The sequence below is a fragment of the Ornithinimicrobium panacihumi genome (assembly GCF_052073805.1).
Classification (GTDB): domain Bacteria; phylum Actinomycetota; class Actinomycetes; order Actinomycetales; family Dermatophilaceae; genus Ornithinicoccus; species Ornithinicoccus panacihumi.
The window spans coordinates 22,733-37,845 of record NZ_JBQGWG010000018.1 but is presented as its reverse complement, the minus strand read 5'-3'; the positions used below and the strand labels follow the sequence as shown (position 1 = coordinate 37,845).

17 protein-coding genes and 1 pseudogene are annotated in these 15,113 nt (G+C 71.9%); 7 read left to right on the top strand and 11 right to left on the bottom strand.

Annotated elements, in window-relative coordinates; genetic code table 11:
• Positions 1-86: 86 nt before the first annotated feature.
• From ACTMMA_RS14230 to ACTMMA_RS14215, 4 genes are all read right to left on the bottom strand, one after another.
• A complete protein-coding gene (locus tag ACTMMA_RS14230) occupies positions 87-518 on the bottom strand; it encodes an inorganic phosphate transporter (protein ID WP_441190800.1) in 432 nt (143 codons plus the stop codon).
• Entirely contained in the window at positions 416-1,267 is an 852-nt protein-coding gene (locus ACTMMA_RS14225; RefSeq protein ID WP_441190799.1) for an inorganic phosphate transporter, read from the bottom strand. Before ACTMMA_RS14225 ends, ACTMMA_RS14230 begins: the two co-directional genes overlap by 103 nt.
• 81 nt (positions 1,268-1,348) lie before the next feature.
• Positions 1,349-2,293 (bottom strand): aldo/keto reductase, encoded by a 945-nt coding sequence (locus ACTMMA_RS14220; protein WP_441190798.1) that lies wholly within the window; start codon positions 2,291-2,293, stop codon positions 1,349-1,351.
• A gap of 21 nt (positions 2,294-2,314) precedes the next feature.
• Positions 2,315-2,815 (bottom strand): mycothiol transferase, encoded by a 501-nt coding sequence (locus tag ACTMMA_RS14215; RefSeq protein WP_441190797.1) that lies wholly within the window; start codon positions 2,813-2,815, stop codon positions 2,315-2,317.
• A gap of 70 nt (positions 2,816-2,885) precedes the next feature.
• Here ACTMMA_RS14215 and ACTMMA_RS14210 point away from each other — a divergent pair, with 70 nt between their 5' ends.
• Both ACTMMA_RS14210 and ACTMMA_RS14205 read left to right on the top strand, forming a co-directional pair.
• The gene (locus ACTMMA_RS14210) at positions 2,886-4,106 is read left to right on the top strand and encodes a saccharopine dehydrogenase family protein (protein WP_441190796.1); all 1,221 of its coding nucleotides are present in this window, start codon (positions 2,886-2,888) and stop codon (positions 4,104-4,106) included.
• 306 nt (positions 4,107-4,412) lie between these two features.
• Positions 4,413-4,607, top strand: coding sequence for a hypothetical protein (locus tag ACTMMA_RS14205; protein WP_441190795.1), 195 nt, complete (start codon positions 4,413-4,415; stop codon positions 4,605-4,607).
• On the opposite strand, the gene ACTMMA_RS14200 is transcribed toward ACTMMA_RS14205, so the two are convergent.
• Positions 4,567-4,941 carry an aldose epimerase family protein gene (locus tag ACTMMA_RS14200; RefSeq protein ID WP_441190794.1) on the bottom strand — a complete coding sequence of 125 codons (375 nt, stop codon included), beginning with the start codon at positions 4,939-4,941 and terminating at the stop codon, positions 4,567-4,569. The two genes, ACTMMA_RS14205 and ACTMMA_RS14200, sit on opposite strands and share 41 nt — an antisense overlap.
• 54 nt (positions 4,942-4,995) lie before the next feature.
• On the opposite strand from ACTMMA_RS14200, the gene ACTMMA_RS14195 reads away from it, so the two are divergent.
• Positions 4,996-5,532 carry a mycothiol transferase gene (locus ACTMMA_RS14195; RefSeq protein WP_441190793.1) on the top strand — a complete coding sequence of 179 codons (537 nt, stop codon included), beginning with the start codon at positions 4,996-4,998 and terminating at the stop codon, positions 5,530-5,532.
• A 96-nt stretch (positions 5,533-5,628) separates the two neighbouring features.
• Positions 5,629-6,093: an SRPBCC family protein gene (locus ACTMMA_RS14190; protein WP_441190792.1), complete on the top strand. Its 465-nt coding sequence runs from the start codon at positions 5,629-5,631 to the stop codon at positions 6,091-6,093.
• Between the two features lie 27 nt (positions 6,094-6,120).
• Here ACTMMA_RS14190 and ACTMMA_RS14185 read toward each other — a convergent pair whose 3' ends face one another.
• The 5 genes from ACTMMA_RS14185 to ACTMMA_RS14165 form a co-directional block, all read right to left on the bottom strand.
• Complete coding sequence (locus tag ACTMMA_RS14185) at positions 6,121-8,205, bottom strand: xanthine dehydrogenase family protein molybdopterin-binding subunit (protein WP_441190791.1); 2,085 nt, start codon at positions 8,203-8,205, stop codon at positions 6,121-6,123.
• Entirely contained in the window at positions 8,198-9,274 is a 1,077-nt protein-coding gene (locus tag ACTMMA_RS14180; protein WP_441190790.1) for an FAD binding domain-containing protein, read from the bottom strand. Before ACTMMA_RS14180 ends, ACTMMA_RS14185 begins: the two co-directional genes overlap by 8 nt.
• A complete protein-coding gene (locus ACTMMA_RS14175; RefSeq protein WP_441190788.1) occupies positions 9,271-9,816 on the bottom strand; it encodes a 2Fe-2S iron-sulfur cluster-binding protein in 546 nt (181 codons plus the stop codon). The genes ACTMMA_RS14180 and ACTMMA_RS14175 overlap by 4 nt, the downstream gene beginning before the upstream one ends.
• 223 nt (positions 9,817-10,039) lie before the next feature.
• Positions 10,040-11,182 carry an alpha/beta fold hydrolase gene (locus ACTMMA_RS14170; RefSeq protein WP_441190787.1) on the bottom strand — a complete coding sequence of 381 codons (1,143 nt, stop codon included), beginning with the start codon at positions 11,180-11,182 and terminating at the stop codon, positions 10,040-10,042.
• Positions 11,183-11,203: 21 nt separating this feature from the next.
• Positions 11,204-11,311, bottom strand: coding sequence for a monooxygenase family protein (locus ACTMMA_RS14165; RefSeq protein WP_441190785.1), 108 nt, complete (start codon positions 11,309-11,311; stop codon positions 11,204-11,206).
• Between the two features lie 13 nt (positions 11,312-11,324).
• Between ACTMMA_RS14165 and ACTMMA_RS14160 the strand changes: the two genes are divergently transcribed.
• On the top strand, positions 11,325-11,708 hold the full coding sequence (locus ACTMMA_RS14160; protein ID WP_441190783.1) for a hypothetical protein: 384 nt from the start codon (positions 11,325-11,327) through the stop codon (positions 11,706-11,708).
• Positions 11,709-11,717: 9 nt separating this feature from the next.
• Complete coding sequence (locus tag ACTMMA_RS14155) at positions 11,718-13,229, top strand: plasmid pRiA4b ORF-3 family protein (RefSeq protein WP_441190782.1); 1,512 nt, start codon at positions 11,718-11,720, stop codon at positions 13,227-13,229.
• 12 nt (positions 13,230-13,241) lie between these two features.
• On the opposite strand, the pseudogene ACTMMA_RS14150 reads toward ACTMMA_RS14155, so the two are convergent.
• Positions 13,242-14,444 (bottom strand): annotated as a pseudogene (locus ACTMMA_RS14150) (metallophosphoesterase family protein); the annotation flags it as partial.
• A gap of 32 nt (positions 14,445-14,476) precedes the next feature.
• Here ACTMMA_RS14150 and ACTMMA_RS14145 point away from each other — a divergent pair.
• The gene (locus ACTMMA_RS14145) at positions 14,477-14,746 is read left to right on the top strand and encodes a hypothetical protein (protein ID WP_441190781.1); all 270 of its coding nucleotides are present in this window, start codon (positions 14,477-14,479) and stop codon (positions 14,744-14,746) included.
• Positions 14,747-15,113 lie beyond the last annotated feature (367 nt).

Below are 15,113 nucleotides of genomic sequence, written 5' to 3'. Positions count from 1 at the left end.
CTGTTCGGGACGGTCACCATCGCCGCCTCCAGCAACCTGCTGGTGAGCATGGCGGGCTGGGGGTCCTGCCGCCTGACCTCAGACCATCATCCCGCGCAGCGCGAAGTAGAAGAGTGCCGCATCTGCCGCTTGGCCTCGGCACCGGCGTTGACGAAGGTGTGCAGCACCCGCTCGACCTCGGCGATGTGCTCGTCGCCCTGGTGGCTGTGCAGGACGTTCTCCACCGTCCGGGCCATCCGCTGGTCGAGGTACTCGCGGAGGAATCCGACGCCGAAGATGCCGCCGAGGGCCACGTGGGTGGAGCTCACCGGCAGCCCTAGCTGGCTGGCCACGATCACGGTGAGCGCGGCCGCCAGCGCGATGCAGAAGGCGTGGGAGCGGTCCAGCTCGGTGATCTCCGAGCCGACGGTCCTGATCAGGCGGGGGCCGAAGAGCGCCAGCCCGAGGGAGATCCCGATCGCGCCGACGAGACGACGTTGTTCAGGCCCTTCATCGCGATGTATGCGGTGAACGCCCACGCCATCAGCCCGAGCAGGTAGGGGACGTAGCGCTCGGCGGCCTCGATCGGGTCATCCTTCCACAGCACGCCCCGCGCCAGCAGGTAGAGCAGGCCGGCCGCGATGAGCCCTCCGGCGACGGGGGAGATCACCCAGCTGGAGACGATCGCGCCCATGACGGGCCAGTTGACGACCGCGGTCCCGGCCGCGGCGATCCCGGCCCCCATGACGCACGATCGAGTGCGTCGTCGAGACGGGGGCCCCAGCCAGGTCGCGATGTTGAGCCAGATCGCCGCGCCCAGGAGCGCCTCGATCATCACCCACACGAAGACCATCGGGTCCTCGATGTCGGCGGGGTCGATGATGCCGTTCTTGACCGTGCTCACGACGTCCCCGCCAGCGATGATCGCACCGCCCGCCTCGAAGACGGCGGCGATGATGATCGCGGTCGTCAGCGTCATGGCCTTGGAGCCGACGGCGGGCCCGACGTTGTTGGCGACGTCGTTGGCCCCGATGTTCATCGCCATGTAGCCGCCGATGAGGGGGGCGCCGATGAGCAGCCAGGCGTGGTCGAGATGACCGAACTGCGACCGGGTGAAGATGAGGACGGCGGCCAGGAAGACGGCCGAGAGGGCCAGGCGGCCCAGCTTCGCCGGTCCTTCGGTGGTGAGCTTCTCGATCTGGGGTATTCCGTCAGCTGCACGCGACGAGGCCTTCGTGCCCTCGCAGGGTCGAGGGCGCGGGGCCGGGCTCCAGGGTGACGTGGACACCTGACGTTAACGGGGCGGCCACCATCCGGACAACTTCCGCGCCGGTCGCCGTATCGCTCGGACGTGCGCCGGACTCTCCGGTCAGAAGCCGGCGGAGGCCTCGTCCAGCTCCGCCACGTCCTGCTCGGTCAGCGCCAGACCGGGTGCCGCCATGAGGGCGTCGAGCTGCTCCGGGCGGGAGGCAGAGGCGATCGGGGCGGTCACGCCCTTCGCCAGGAGCCAGGCCAGCGCGACGGTCGCGGGCTCCGCGTCGTGACGCGACCCGACCTGCACGAGGGCGTCGACGACGCGCAGACCGCCAGCGTCCGCATACCCCTTGGCGGCGGAGCCGCGGGCGACCCCCTCGAAGTCGGCCTCGGTGCGGTACTTGCCCGTGAGGAAGCCGGAGGCGAGGGCGGGGTAGGGGAAGACGCCCGCGCCGAACTCGGCGGCGATCGGGGCGTAGTCGCGCTCGAAGACCTCGCGGGAGACGAGGGTGTAGCGCGGCTGGATCGCCTCAGGGACGGTCATGCCCTGTCGGCGGGCGGTCTCGAACCATTCGCGCATTCGCTCCGGGCTGAAGTTGGACAGGCCGACCGCGCGGATCTTGCCGGCCTCGACGAGGGAGTGGAAGGTCGCGACCTGGTCGGCGATCGCGACGTCCTCGTCGTCGTAGTGCGCGTAGTAGAGGTCCACGTGGTCCGTGCCCAGGCGCTCGAGCGACTCGTCCAGGGCAGCGACGACGTTGGCGTGGGCCAGGCCCTCCCGGTCCGGCTTCTTGCAGACCTTGGTCGCGATGACGACGTCGTCACGGTTGCCGCGCTCGTGCATCCACTCGCCGATGAGGCGCTCGGACTCGCCACCCTCGTGCCCGTCGACCCACGCGGAGTAGGAGTCGGCGGTGTCCACGAACGTGCCGCCCAGCTCGACGAAGCGGTCCAGCACGGCGAAGGTCGCGTCGCGGTCGGCCGTCCAGCCGAAGGGGTTTCCGCCCAGGTTGAGGGGCAGGAAGGGACGATCGGTGCTCAGGAAGGCAGGCAGGGTCATGCTCCTGACGCTACAAGGCGGTCAGCCGACGACCAGGTGCTGCTTGCCGTCCAGCAGCTCGCGCGCCACGTCGAGGTGTCCGGCGTGGGCGGTCGTCTCCACGACCAGGCGCCACGCGGCCAGCGCGGCCTGCGGGAACGCCGGGAAGGGGAAGACCTCCGGGCCCGGCCACCAGCGCGGCGGGGCGTCCAGGTCGACGGCGGCCAGGTGGGAGTCGGTGCGGGCGCACCATCGCGCATACCTCGCCAGGCTGTGCTCGCCGCTCTCGACCGGCACGGACCAGCCGTCCTGCACCAGCGCGATGGCCTCCTCGTCACCACCGATCACCGCGCAGCCCCAGAAGATCTCGTCGTCGAAGGTTAGGTGGTTGACCATTGCAGCCATGGACCAACCGGAGGGGACGACGCTGCGGGTCAGGTCGCTCTCGGTGAGCCCCTCGCCGGCGACGGTGACGTGAGCGCGCTCGGCGCGCAGGTGGGCGAGGACGCGGTCGAGCTCGGTGGCCATGGTCAAGGGTTGCACGCCGTCGTGCCTCGCTGAGGGGGTCGTGGTTCACCGCTCCAAGCCGGCGCCGACGAGGCATGCTGGGCAGATGCCCCGTGACCACGACCTCATCCTCTTCGGCGCGACCGGATTCGTCGGCCGACTCACCGCCGAGCACGTCGCGGCGCACGCACCCGCCGGGGCGCGGGTCGCGCTCGCCGGGCGCTCGCCGCGGCGCCTGGAGCAGGTCCGCAGCTCGTTCGGACCCGTCGCTGCCGATTGGCCCACGCTCGAGGCGGACGCCAGCAGCCCCGCCGACATGCGCCGCCTGGCCGGCTCGACCCGTGCGGTGGTGAGCACGGTCGGGCCCTACCTGCGCCACGGCATACCTCTCGTGGAGGCGTGCGCCGAGGCCGGCACCGACTATGCCGACCTGACCGGGGAGGTCCTCTTCGTCCGCGAGATCGTCGATCGCTTTCACGAGACGGCCCGGGGAAGCGGGGCGCGGATCGTGGTGTCGTGCGGCTTCGACTCGGTGCCCTCCGACCTGGCTGTCCACCTGCTCCACCAGCAGGCGGCGGCTGACGGGGCGGGCGACCTGACCGACACGACGCTGCGGGTGAAGGTGCTCAAGGGTGGCCTGTCCGGCGGGACGATCGACTCGATGCGCCTCCAGCTGCGCGCCGTCGCCGAGGACCCCGCGCTGCGGCGGTTCGCGGCCGACCCCGAGGCGCTCAGCGGGGCTGTGCCCGGTGCGCCCGGCCAGCGGGACGTGTGGACGCCCTTCGTCGACGCCGAGACCGGCCGCTGGGACGCCCCCTTCGTGATGGCGCCCTACAACACCCGTCTGGTGCGGCGGTCCAACGCGCTGCTCGGACGAGGCTACGGCGAGGCCTTCCGCTACCGCGAGGTCACGCCGACCGGGGTGGGCCTCAAGGGACGGCTGCGGGCCCAGGCGCTGACCGCCGGCCTCGGGGCGCTGATGACGGGCATGTCCACGCCGGGCCTACGGTCCGTGGTCGACCGGGTGCTTCCCTCACCGGGCCAGGGTCCGTCGGAGGAGGCACGCCGGGCTGGCCGCTTCCGGATGGAGACGAGCACGCGCACCACCTCCGGTGCCCGCTACGTCGCCACCGTCGCCGCCCAGGGTGACCCCGGGTATTCGGCCACCTCCGTCATGCTCGGGCAGTCCGGTCTGGCGCTCGCCGTGGACAGGGACCAGTGCTCGCCCGAGGGAGGCGTGCTCACGCCGGCGGTGGCGATGGGGGACGTGCTCGTCGAGCGGCTGCACGCGCAGGGGTTCGGGCTGTCGGTGCGGGAGGTGGAGTGAGCAGGTCAGGATGCGAGTTCGGTCGGCCCTGCTGTCCCCATCTCGGTGCGGACCTCGTATCTCGGTGCGGACCTCGTCGAGGGCCGCGAGCACGCCGGCAGAGGTTTACGTCTGCGGGAGCCGGTCCACGGGTGATCTGCTCGTAGAGCCCGCGACGGCGCTCCGCCGCGGATCGGTCCGCGACCTCCTCAGCCGTCATGCCCTCCATGAAAGGTGAATGCTAGCCGCAGATTTCTGAAGTGCGGATGGCTTGGAGAAGGTGCAGTCGCCACCATCTCCCACGATCCCACGGAGGACCGGGGGCCGATGACCAGCCGGAGGCTGCCGCCGGGCTTCGCGCTGCTCCTGGTGCTGGCGGCGCTGAACCTGAGGCCGGCGATCACCAGCCTGTCGCCGATGCTGCCCGAGCTGCGGGCCGACTACGGGCTGGGCGAGACGGGGTCGGCGATGGGTGGATGGCTCAGACGGGGTGGATTGCGGCGATCGTGCAGGTCACGGTGACGACCTCGGACGAGAGCCAGAGCACGTCCACGCCGGAGTTGAAGGCGTCAGGGGGGCAGGACATGGGCTCGATCGCGACGGCGGACCGGGCCCCGGGAAGTGGCGCCCAGTCGGAGGTGAACACCTGCAGCCAGCGCAGCCCTTGCCCCCAGGAGATCGCCACCCCTTCCCCCGACTCACTGGTCAGAGTTGCTGTCCCGCCCTCGGGGACGGTGAAGGCGTGGTCGAGGCGGAGCGGGCCTAGCGGCACACCCCTCTCGAGCAGCGCCTGGGGGACGGATGCGGGCGGGCCGGGAAGCAGCCTCGGCCCCACGGTGGTCAGCATCGAGGTCACGGGTGCCTCGAGGCGCCAGCCATCGATCGGCCCGGGACCAGCTACCAGATAGGGATGGAAGGTCGCGCCGTAGACCCCACGACCCTCGTCAGCGCCGTGCTCGAGGACGGCTTCTCCCGCATCGAGGAGGGGGTGCGTGCCGTCGTCGACGGCCTGCGTGCAGAGGACCTCACGTGGGTGCCGGAGGGCGCGACGAACTCCATCGGCTGGCTCCTCTGGCACCTGTGCCGCCAGCAGGACGCCCAGCTCTCGCACCTCGCGTGGGAGGAGGAGGCCTGGACCGCGCAGGGGTGGGCCGACCGCTTCGACCTGCCCTACGACCGGGAGGCGATGGGCTACGGGCAGGACGCCGTCGACGTGCGTGCCTTCCGCGTCGCCGACTCTGAGTTCTTCACCGGCTACGCCCGGGACGTCCACGCCCTGACCGTCCGCCTCGTCCGTGGCCTGGGCGCGCGGGACTATGGCCGCGTCGTGGACACCTCCTGGGACCCGCCGGTGACCATGGGCGTCCGCGTCTACTCGGTGCTCGAGGACAGCGCCAAGCACCTGGGCCAGGCGGAGTACCTCAGGGGCATGCTCGACCACCGGTAGGCCGGCCCGACGCAGGGGTCTGATCCGCGCCGCCTTCACCCGGGACGCGAGGGGGCTGGTCCGGATCGGGCCGGCGCCGTCAGGCACCATGGACCGATGAGGCCGCTGACGGACGAAGTGACGGCGCAGATCGAGGCACCGCCGGAGCAGGTGTGGGCGCTGGTCAGCGACGTGACACGGATCGGCGAGTTCAGCCCCGAGACCGTGGCCGGCCGCTGGACGGGCGGGTCGACAGGGCCGGAGGTGGGGGCCACCTTCGCCGGCAAGGTCGTCCGCAACGGGGTCGGCCCGACCTACTGGGCGCGCTGCCGGGTCACCCGTTCCGAGCCGTCCCGGCGGTTCGAGTTCGCCGTCGGCACGACAAGCCGGACGGTCAACACCTGGGGCTACCGGCTCCAGCCCTTCGGCACTGGCACGCAGGTCACCGAGTACTACCGGCTCGAGCCGACCTGGCCCGTGCGCCTCTACTGGGCGCTGCTCGGCCGGCTGCGCTCCCGCACCAACCGCCGGGGCATGGCGACCACGCTGGAGCGGATGAGGCAGGTGCTGGAGGAGCGCTGAGCTGCGGAGGTGCTGGCCGTCCGTGCCTCAGCCACCCAGGAAGGCGTCGGCCAGGACGGGTATGTCGCGCACCCGCACCCCGGTCGCGTGGTGGGCGGCGTTGGCGATGGCGGCGGCGGCGCCCACGATGCCGATCTCGCCCATGCCGCGGGCGCCGACCGGGCCCATGCTCGGATCGTCCTCGTCGAGCCAGTGCACGTCGATCTGCGGGACGTCGGCGTGGGTGGGGATGTGGTAGCCGGCCAGGTCGCGGTTGACGACGTGCCCGAAGCGCGGGTCGAGCTCGCTCTTCTCATGCAGGGCCATCCCGATCCCCATGGTGATGCCGCCGATGAGCTGGGAGCGCGCCGTGCGGGGGTTGACGACGCGCCCGGCAGAGAAGACGCCGAGCATCCGGTCCACCCGGATCTCGCCGGTGCCCTCGTGCACGCGGACCTGGGCGAAGTGGGCGCCGAAGGAGTGCATCGAGAGCTTCTCGGCCGCAGGGTTCTTGCCCGCCGTGCCCTCGGCGGAGTCGCCCGCCGCAGGGTCAACGCCGTGCTGCGCCCGGAAGGCCTGGGCGGCGGCGACGACCGCGGCGCCCCAGCTCGCCAGGCCGGTCGAGCCGCCGGCGACGGTGGCCCGAGGCAGGTCGCTGTCGCCGATCTGCATCCGCACCTGGTCGACCGGCACCTCCAAGGCGTCGGCGGCGATCTGGGCGAGGACGGTCCAGGTGCCGGTGCCGAGGTCCGCGGCGGCGATCGACACGTCATACCGCTCACCGGTGAAGTGCACCCGGGCCTGGGAGAATGGCTGGCGGTTGGCGGGGTAGGTCGCCGAGGCGACCCCGGTGCCGACCAGCCAGCCGCGCTCGCGGCGGGTGCGCGGGGCAGGGTCGCGGTCGCGCCAGCCGAACCGCTCCGCACCCTCCCGGAGGCAGTCGACCAGTCGCCGCCGGTTGAACGGCAGGCCCGTGTCCGGGTCGACCTCCGGCTCGTTGCGGACCCGCACCTCGATCGGGTCCACCCCGGTGGCGACGGCGAGCTCGTCCATCGCGATCTCCATCGCGACCATCCCGGGCGCCTCGCCCGGGGCCCGCATCCATGACGGCACCGGGACGTCCAGGGGGACGAGGCGCTGGGTGATGAGGCGGCTCGGCGCGGCATACATCATCCGGGCGGGGCTGGAGGCGGTCTCGGGGAACTCCTTGGTGCGCGAGGACATCGCCACCGATTCGAAGGCCAGCGCGGTCAGGGTGCCGTCGGCGCGGGCGCCGAGGCGCACGCGCTGCTCGGTCGCCGCGCGGTAGCCCGTGATCGCGAACATCTGCTGCCGGGTCACGGCATACTTCACCGGCCGTCCCTCGCAGGCGATCGCCGCGAGCGCGGTGAGCACGAGGTCGGCGTGCGGGACGCCCTTGGAGCCGAAGCCGCCGCCGACGTGCGGGCTGATGATCCGCACCTGGTCGCGCTCCAGCCCGAGCACCGGCGCCAGCTCCTTGCGGGCCGGGTGCACGCCCTGGGAGGACATCCACAGGGTGAGGGTCTGGCCGTCCCACAGCGCGATGGTGGTATGCGGCTCCATCGGGTTGTTGTGCTCGACCGGCGTGCGGTAGGTCGCGTCGACGACCACCTCGGCCTGCTCCAGCTGCGCCTCGACGTCGCCGGTGTCGACGTCGTCCTCGCCCTCCTCGGGCTCGCGGCGGCCCCGGTGGTCGGGGCGGAAGTCGGCGTCGTGGTCGTCCTGCTCGTAGCTGACCTCGACCAGGCCGGCGCCCTCGCGGGCGGCCTCTGGGGTCTGCGCGACGACGGCGCCGAGGTACTGGCCACGGAAGCCGACCGTGCCGTCGCGCAGGACCGCCAGCTCCTTGTCCTCGGTGTCGGCGAGCGGTGGGGCGTTCTCGTGGGTGAGGACCATGAGGACCTCGTCGAGCTTCTCCGCGGCCTCGGTGTCGATCTCGACGACCCGGCCGAGGGCGATCTCGGCCTGGACGGGGAAGAGGTAGAGCGGGTCCTCGACCGGGTGCTCGTAGGCGTAGGGGACGCGCCCGCGCACCTTGTCCGGTCCCTCGACGCGGGTCGGGTCGGTGCCGATCGCCCGGGCGGTCAGCAGCTCCTGGTCGTGCTCACTCATCGATGGCCTCCTCGGTCGTGCCGCCCGCGTGGTCGGTATCGGTGGCGTCGCCGTCCGCCTCGACCCCGTCGTCAGGCAGGCCGGTCAGCTCGGCGAGGACGGCGAGCACCGCACCCCGGGCCATCGGCACCTTGAACTCGTTGCCCGACACGGGATCTGCCTGCTCCAGCTCGGCGTCCACCGCCTCGCGGAAGGCCGCGAGGGAGGCCTCCCGCCCGCGCAGCAGCTCCTCGGCGCGACGCGCACGCCACGGCTTGTGGGCGACGCCGCCGAGCGCGATCCGCGCCTCCCGGACCATCGGGACGTCGCCGTCGTCGTCGACCTCGAGGACGACGGCGACGGAGACCAGCGCGAAGGCGAAGGACGCGCGGTCGCGGACCTTGCGGTAGGTCGAGCGGGCCCCCGGCGAGGGGGCCGGCAGCTCGACCGCGGTGATGAGGTCGGCGTGCTCCAGCACCGTGTCGCGGTGCGGCTCGTCGCCGGGCAGCCGGTGCAGCTCGGTCACCGGGATGCGCCGCTCGCCGCCAGGGCCGAGCACGACCACGGTCGCGTCGAGGGCGGCCAGCGCGACGGCCATGTCCGAGGGGTGGGTGGCGATGCAACTGGGGGAGGCGCCGAGGATGGCGTGATAGCGGGTCCACCCGCCGACCGCGGAGCAGCCGCTGCCCGGCTCCCGCTTGTTGCACGGGGTGGTGGGGTCCTGGAAGTAGACGCAGCGGGTGCGCTGGAGCAGGTTGCCGCCCGTGCTCGCGGCGTTGCGCAACTGACCGGATGCGCCGGACAGCAGCGCCCGGGACAGCACGGGGTAGTCGGGGCGGACGCGGGGGTGCGCGGCCAGGTCGCTGTTGCGCACCATCGCCCCGACCCGCAGCCCGCCGTCCGGCAGGTCCTCGACGTCCGCGAGGTCGAGGTGGCTGATGTCGACCAGGCGCTGGGGCGCGGTGATCCCGAGCCGCAGGTGGTCCACGAGGTTGGTGCCGCCGGCGAGGTATGCCGCGTCGCCCGCCTCCGCGAGTGCGGCCACGGCCTGGGCCGGGTCGTCCGCCCGCTCGTAGCTGAGCTGCCTCATCGCCCGCCTCCCGTCGCGCCCGCGCTGCCGGCGGACCGCTCCTCCGCCGCCTGCAGCGCGGCGGCCACGATGTTGACGTAGGCCCCGCACCGGCACAGGTTGCCGCTCAGCCGCTCCCGGACCTCGGCCTCGGTCAGCTCGACCGGGCCGTCGAGGTCCTCGGTGACCACGCTCGGTGCACCCGCGGCGAGCTCGCGCAACATACCCTCCGCCGAGCAGACCTGCCCGGGCGTGCAGTAGCCGCACTGGAAAGCGTCCTGCTCCACGAAGGCGCGGTGCAGGTCACCCAGCTCACCGTCCGGCGCTAGGCCGTCGGAGGTGGTCACCTCGGCGCCGTCGTGGGACAGCGCGAGCGCCAGGCAGGCGTTGAGCCGCCGGCCGTCGACGAGGACCGTGCAGGCCCCGCACTGGCCGTGGTCGCAGCCTTTCTTGGCCGACATCACGCCCAGCCGGTCTCGCAGCAGGTCGAGCAGCGTGGTGCGCGCGTCGATGTCGAGCTCGTGCTCCTCACCGTCGACGACGAGGCGCATCGGGTAGGCCATCGGGGTCCCTCTCGGTCGGTCGGTCGCGGTCTGGTCAACCTATACGCTGCCGCCGACAGTCGCACGGCAGCGAAGGATCAGCCGCGGCGCCGCACCTGGGAGAGCGGGACGCTGTTCTTCGGGCGCCGAGGATCTCTTTCGTAAGCCTTTCAGGAGGAGCGGGCCGAGCGGGGCGCGCTCCGGCCCGCCTCAGCCGGAGCCACCCCCTGGCGAGCCGGCTGCGTCAAACCTCCGTCTCGAGCAACTCCTTGAGGTGAGCGTCGAGCTCGTCGAGGTAGGTCTGCTCGAACCCGAACAACCCGAAGTGGCCCGCGATCGAGTGCAGCACCCGCAGCTCGCTGCCCGGGATCATCCGCTGCTCGGCCTCGCAGTCGCGAGGCGGGAAGAACATGTCCTCGTCGAAGGGCATGACGTAGGTCTTGGCGGTGATCCGGCCCAGTGCGGCGGCCAGGTCGCCGCCGGTGTTGCGGGCGACGTCGCCGCGCTGCCACTTCCAGCCCATGGTGAGCAGGGCGTTGGGGTCCATCATCCCGAAGACGGTGCGGATGAAGCCCTCCTGGAAGTCGCCGAAGTCGTCCCAGACCTGGCCCTCGACCAGCGGCTGCACACCCCGCCAGAACTCGGTCTTCCAGAACTCGGTGGACAGCCCCATGACCGCCCAGATGTCGGCGTGCCGACGCAGCCCGTCGGCGACGTCGGTGGCCGCGGCATACTCCCCGCCGTTCCAGCCGGGGTCGGAGGTGATGGCATCCATGAGGGTCTGGGTGTAGAGGAAGTCGTGCGGGGTGTTCTGCGCGGTGCCGGCGATGGGGGCGGCGCGGAGCACCTTGTCGGGGAAGCGGACGGCCCACTCGTAGGTCTGCTGGGCGCCCATCGAGCCGCCGACGACCAGCGCGAGCCGTTCGATGCCGAAGACCTCGCGCAGCAGCTGCTCCTGAGCGCGCACGTCGTCGCCGACCCAAACCTTGGGGAAGCGGGACATCGCGATCTCGGGGTCGTCGGTGGTGTGCGGGGAGGTGGAGAGCCCGTTGCCGATCTGGTTGACCACGACGATGAACCACTTCGTGGGGTCCAGGGCGCGTCCCTCCCCGAGGTAGACCTGCCACCACGTCGCGTGCGTGCCGGAGAACCAGGTGGGGACCAGGATCGCGTTGGACCGGTCCTCGTTCAGCTCGCCGTAGGTCGCGACCGCCAGCTCCAGGTCGGGAATCACGCCGCCCTCCTCCAGCTCGAAGCGTCCGAGGGAGTGCAGCTCGTACGGCCCCTGCATCTCGGCGGTGTAGAACGGGTTGTCCAGCGGCATCGTGGTCTCCTCGGCGGTGAGGGTGGTCTTCTCACGGTATGGCGTGCGCTCGCCGGCGGTCAACGGGTCACCGGCGGCCGCGGCTCAGCTGCTGCCAGCGGCCCGGTTGAAGGCCCGCCAGGCGGGCAGGTGCCGCGCGTCGGGCTGCCGGGCGTAGGCGTAGAGGTGGTCCACGGACCGCCAGTACTGCACGACCCACGGGCCCTTGACGCCGATCAGGGGTGTCGGCCCCGCCCAGGATCACGACGAGGTGGAGCACGGCGTCTCCCGGGCCCGCGACCTGGTCCGGACCCGCGGCTGGCAGGTCGACCTGCGCGACCCTGTGCTCGACCGGCTGGACGCTGCCTGGCTGGCCTGCGACCACGCGGGCCTGGGGCTCGACGAGCGACGGATGCACGGGTATGCCGCCGCCGTCGAGCGGGTGGCCGAGACCGACGTGGACTCGGTGCCATCGGAGCCGCACGCCGCCGTCCGCCACGTCGTGCTCGGCACGGTCCTGGTCGACCCCGTGCTCGCGGCGCTGCGCCGGCTGGCCCAGCAGAATGTCGCCGTGAGCAGGCACCGCACCTCACGGCCGGAGTCGACGTAGGCTCTTCGGGTGGCTGACGACGACCGGATCGCCCAGATGCGCGAGTGGGTGCAGGGACTGTCCCCCCAGGACCTGCAGACCGTGCTGACCCAGATCACCGGTGGGGGACTGCCGGGGGCTGCGGCACCGCATACCCCGAAGATGCCCGACCTGCCGGAGCCGCCCGAGGAGACGTGCGCGCTCACGGTGCGGGTCGACGTGGACAACACCGCCCCGCCCGTGTGGCGCCGGCTGGTGCTCCGCGGCGACCTGCTCCTGGACGAGGTCCATGCGATCCTCCAGGCCGCCTTCGGCTGGGAGGACTACCACCTGCACAAGTTCTGGCCGGGCCCGGAGAAGAGGATCTGGCAGGGGCCTTCGTTCCTCACCGAGCAGGACCTGGCCGAGGGCGAGGAGGGGGTGCTGGAGGCCGAGGTGCAGCTCGACCAGCTGCTCCGCAAGCCAGGCGACCGGCTGTTCTACACCTACGACTTCGGTGACGACTGGCACCACACGATCAAGGTCGAGTCGACCGGCCCCCTCGACCCCGACCAGCCGCGCGCCGTCTGCACGGGCGGGCGGATGGCCGGCCCGCTGGAGGACAGCGGGGGGCCGTGGGGGCACAACGAGCTGGTCCAGGCCTACCGGTCCGGTGGCGGGCTGGGCGGCCTCGAGGAGGAGCAGCGGGACTGGGTCGGGCCGCAGTGGGACCCCACCGCCTTCGCCACCGACCAGGTCAACGAGCGGCTCTCCCTCGTGGGGTTGACCACCGACGAGCTGCTCGCGCGGCTGGCCGCGTCGGACCAGTCCGGGGGCGAAGTGTCCTGGCCCGACGCGCTGCAGCCGCTGCTCGATCTGGCGCTGCCGCCCGTGCTGACCGAGCTCGCCGACCTGGTCCGTCGGGCCGGCGCCGAGCGGGAGGAGGCCACGCCCGAGGACTGGGCGGGCATCGCCCGCCCCTACCGATACTTCGTCGACCTCGCCGGCGAGGAGGGGATCCCGCTGACCGCGGCGGGCTGGATGAAGCCGGCCTACGTTGAGCGGATCTACACCGACCTGGGGCTGCAGGCGGAGTGGATCGGCAAGGGCAACCGGGAGGACCAGACGCTGCCGGTGGCCGAGCTGCGCACTGTCTGCCAGGAGGCCGGTTTGCTGCGCAAGCACAAGGGGCGGCTGCTGGCGACCAGGCTCGCCCGCTCGCTGACCACCGACGAGGAGTATGCCGCGGCCGTCGCCGCGCGCCTCCTGGACGACCGCAACGAGCACGTCCGGTCGGCCAAGGCCCTCCTCGCCCTGCTGACCGTCACGACGGGGCGACCCGACCTCGGCCACGCCGAGGCGGTCGCGCAGATGCTGACCGGCTGCGGCCTGAGCACCACGCCTTTCGGCGTGGATCGCCACCACGCTTCCCGCTGGGTGTGGCCGGTGTGGTTCGTCCTGCAGCACGCCGCGGGAGAGCGCTTGCTCGACCAGGGCGGGGGTCCGCACCCCGGCCGGGCCGTGCTGCTGGCGCGCACGGCGCTGTGGTCGGAGGGTCGGTAGCGTCGCCGAGGGTCAGCTGGTCTTCCGCGGGTTGCCCTTGCACGCGTTGTCGGTGACGACCTTGCCCCGTGCGTCCAGGTCGAGCGTCACCACGTCGTCGTAGACCCGCCGCTCGGTGCCGGTCACCCCATACTCGGAATCCATGAGCGGGAAGAGGTAGACGGGCGTGAGCGTCAGCTCGGTCCCGCAGCGGGTGCGGGTGAGGTCCATCTGCAGGTGGCCGTAGTGCAGGCCGCCGTCGACCAGCTGGGGGTTGCCGTTGGCGTCGAGTTCCCACAGCTCGGGGGCGTCCTTGGCGGCCATCCACTCCGAGTGGGTGTTGAAGCGGATCGGCGCATACGTGCCGTCCTCGGTCTGGTAGAGCTGCTCGCCGCGCAGACCGTCGGCGGCCACGCCCACGTCATAGATCTGCACGCCGATGCCGTCCCCGTCGCTGTCGACGAAGGACCGCTCGAACATCTCGTCGTGGCCGCTGATGACCGCGGCGACGCCGTACTCCTCGAACATCGGGGTGTAGGCACGCATCGCGACGCCGGACTGGTTGTCGGGGTGCTCGTGGTTGGGCGGGGTGCCGTGGACGCCGTTGGAATAGGCGGCGTGGTGGAACTGCACGATGATCATCTGCCCGGCGGCGCGGGCGTCGGCCAGCTGCTCCTGCGCCCAGCGCCACTGCGCCTCACCGGGGGTGAAGCCCGGCAGGTCGGTCTCGTCGGTGCCGAAGACGCTCCGGTATGCGGTGTCGTACTGCTCGGCGGTGAACTCGCCCTGGGTGTCGGTCGACATCCGCTCGGGGGTCAGGTTGGTGTCGTCGCCGGAGAGCAGACCGGTGCGGGTGTCCTCGTCGGGTAGGCCGTTGGTGGAGTCCAGGGTCAGGACGGTCACCGGGCCGTGGTCGATCCGGTAGTAGGAGTCCTTGAACTGCGGGTTGTCCGCGTCGCCGGGGGTGACCATGTAGTCGTGGTAGCGGTTGCGCGCGACGACCGGGGGAGTGCGGTCGGCCGCGGTGCCGTAGCCGCCGCTGATGCCGGCGTAGGTCTCCCAGTTGCCCAGGGCGGTGACGATCGGGACGGTGGAGGCGATGTCGCCGAACTCGCCGGCGAAGTGCCGCCAGAACTCGTCCCACCCGGGTTGGTAGCCCGAGCCCTGCGCCAGGTCGCCGGCGACCATCAGCAGGTCCGGCTCCTGGGCGGCGATGGTGTCCAGGTTGGCGATGAGGGCGTCGTGGCCTGGGCCGGGTCAAGGCTTCGATGTCCCTCAAGCCCACGCTCATCGACATCCACTTCGACGACCTCACCGATGCCTGGCAGATCGAGCTGATGTGGAACCGCTACCGCGGCGGGATGCTCGCCGGGGTGGTGTGGGCGGCGCGGATGGACGCACCTTTGCCGGAGCGGGTCGCGATGGCCAGGCACATCGTGGGCACCGCGTTGCACCCGCTGCAGGACTTCTACTCCCACTCCAACTGGATCGACCACCCGGGGCGACGGGACCAGCTGTGGACGGATGCCCCTACCTGAGCCGTCTTCGGCTCTACACCGGCAGTTACGAGCACCCCTACAAGGCGGGCATCGTGCACCACGGCAAGCTGGCGCCCGAGTGCAGCCTGTTCCAGCTCGACCCCGGCTGCTGCCGGTCATGTGCCATCCGGCCTCGCCGATGAGCGACTCGGCCGTCTGCTAGGCCTACCGGTCCTGACTGGACGCGGTCCCGCTCGGCAGGCGGGACTTGAAGATGCCCCTCGGCCCGCTGGGCGATCTGACGGTGCCGGTGCCGAAGGGACTGGTCTGGCCGTCAACGAGTGGAGCGTCGCGGCCATCAACGTCGAGTCCGCTACCCCGGACGTCGTCGCCCGGGCCTCCCACGGTTGAGACACCGGTGGGTGGG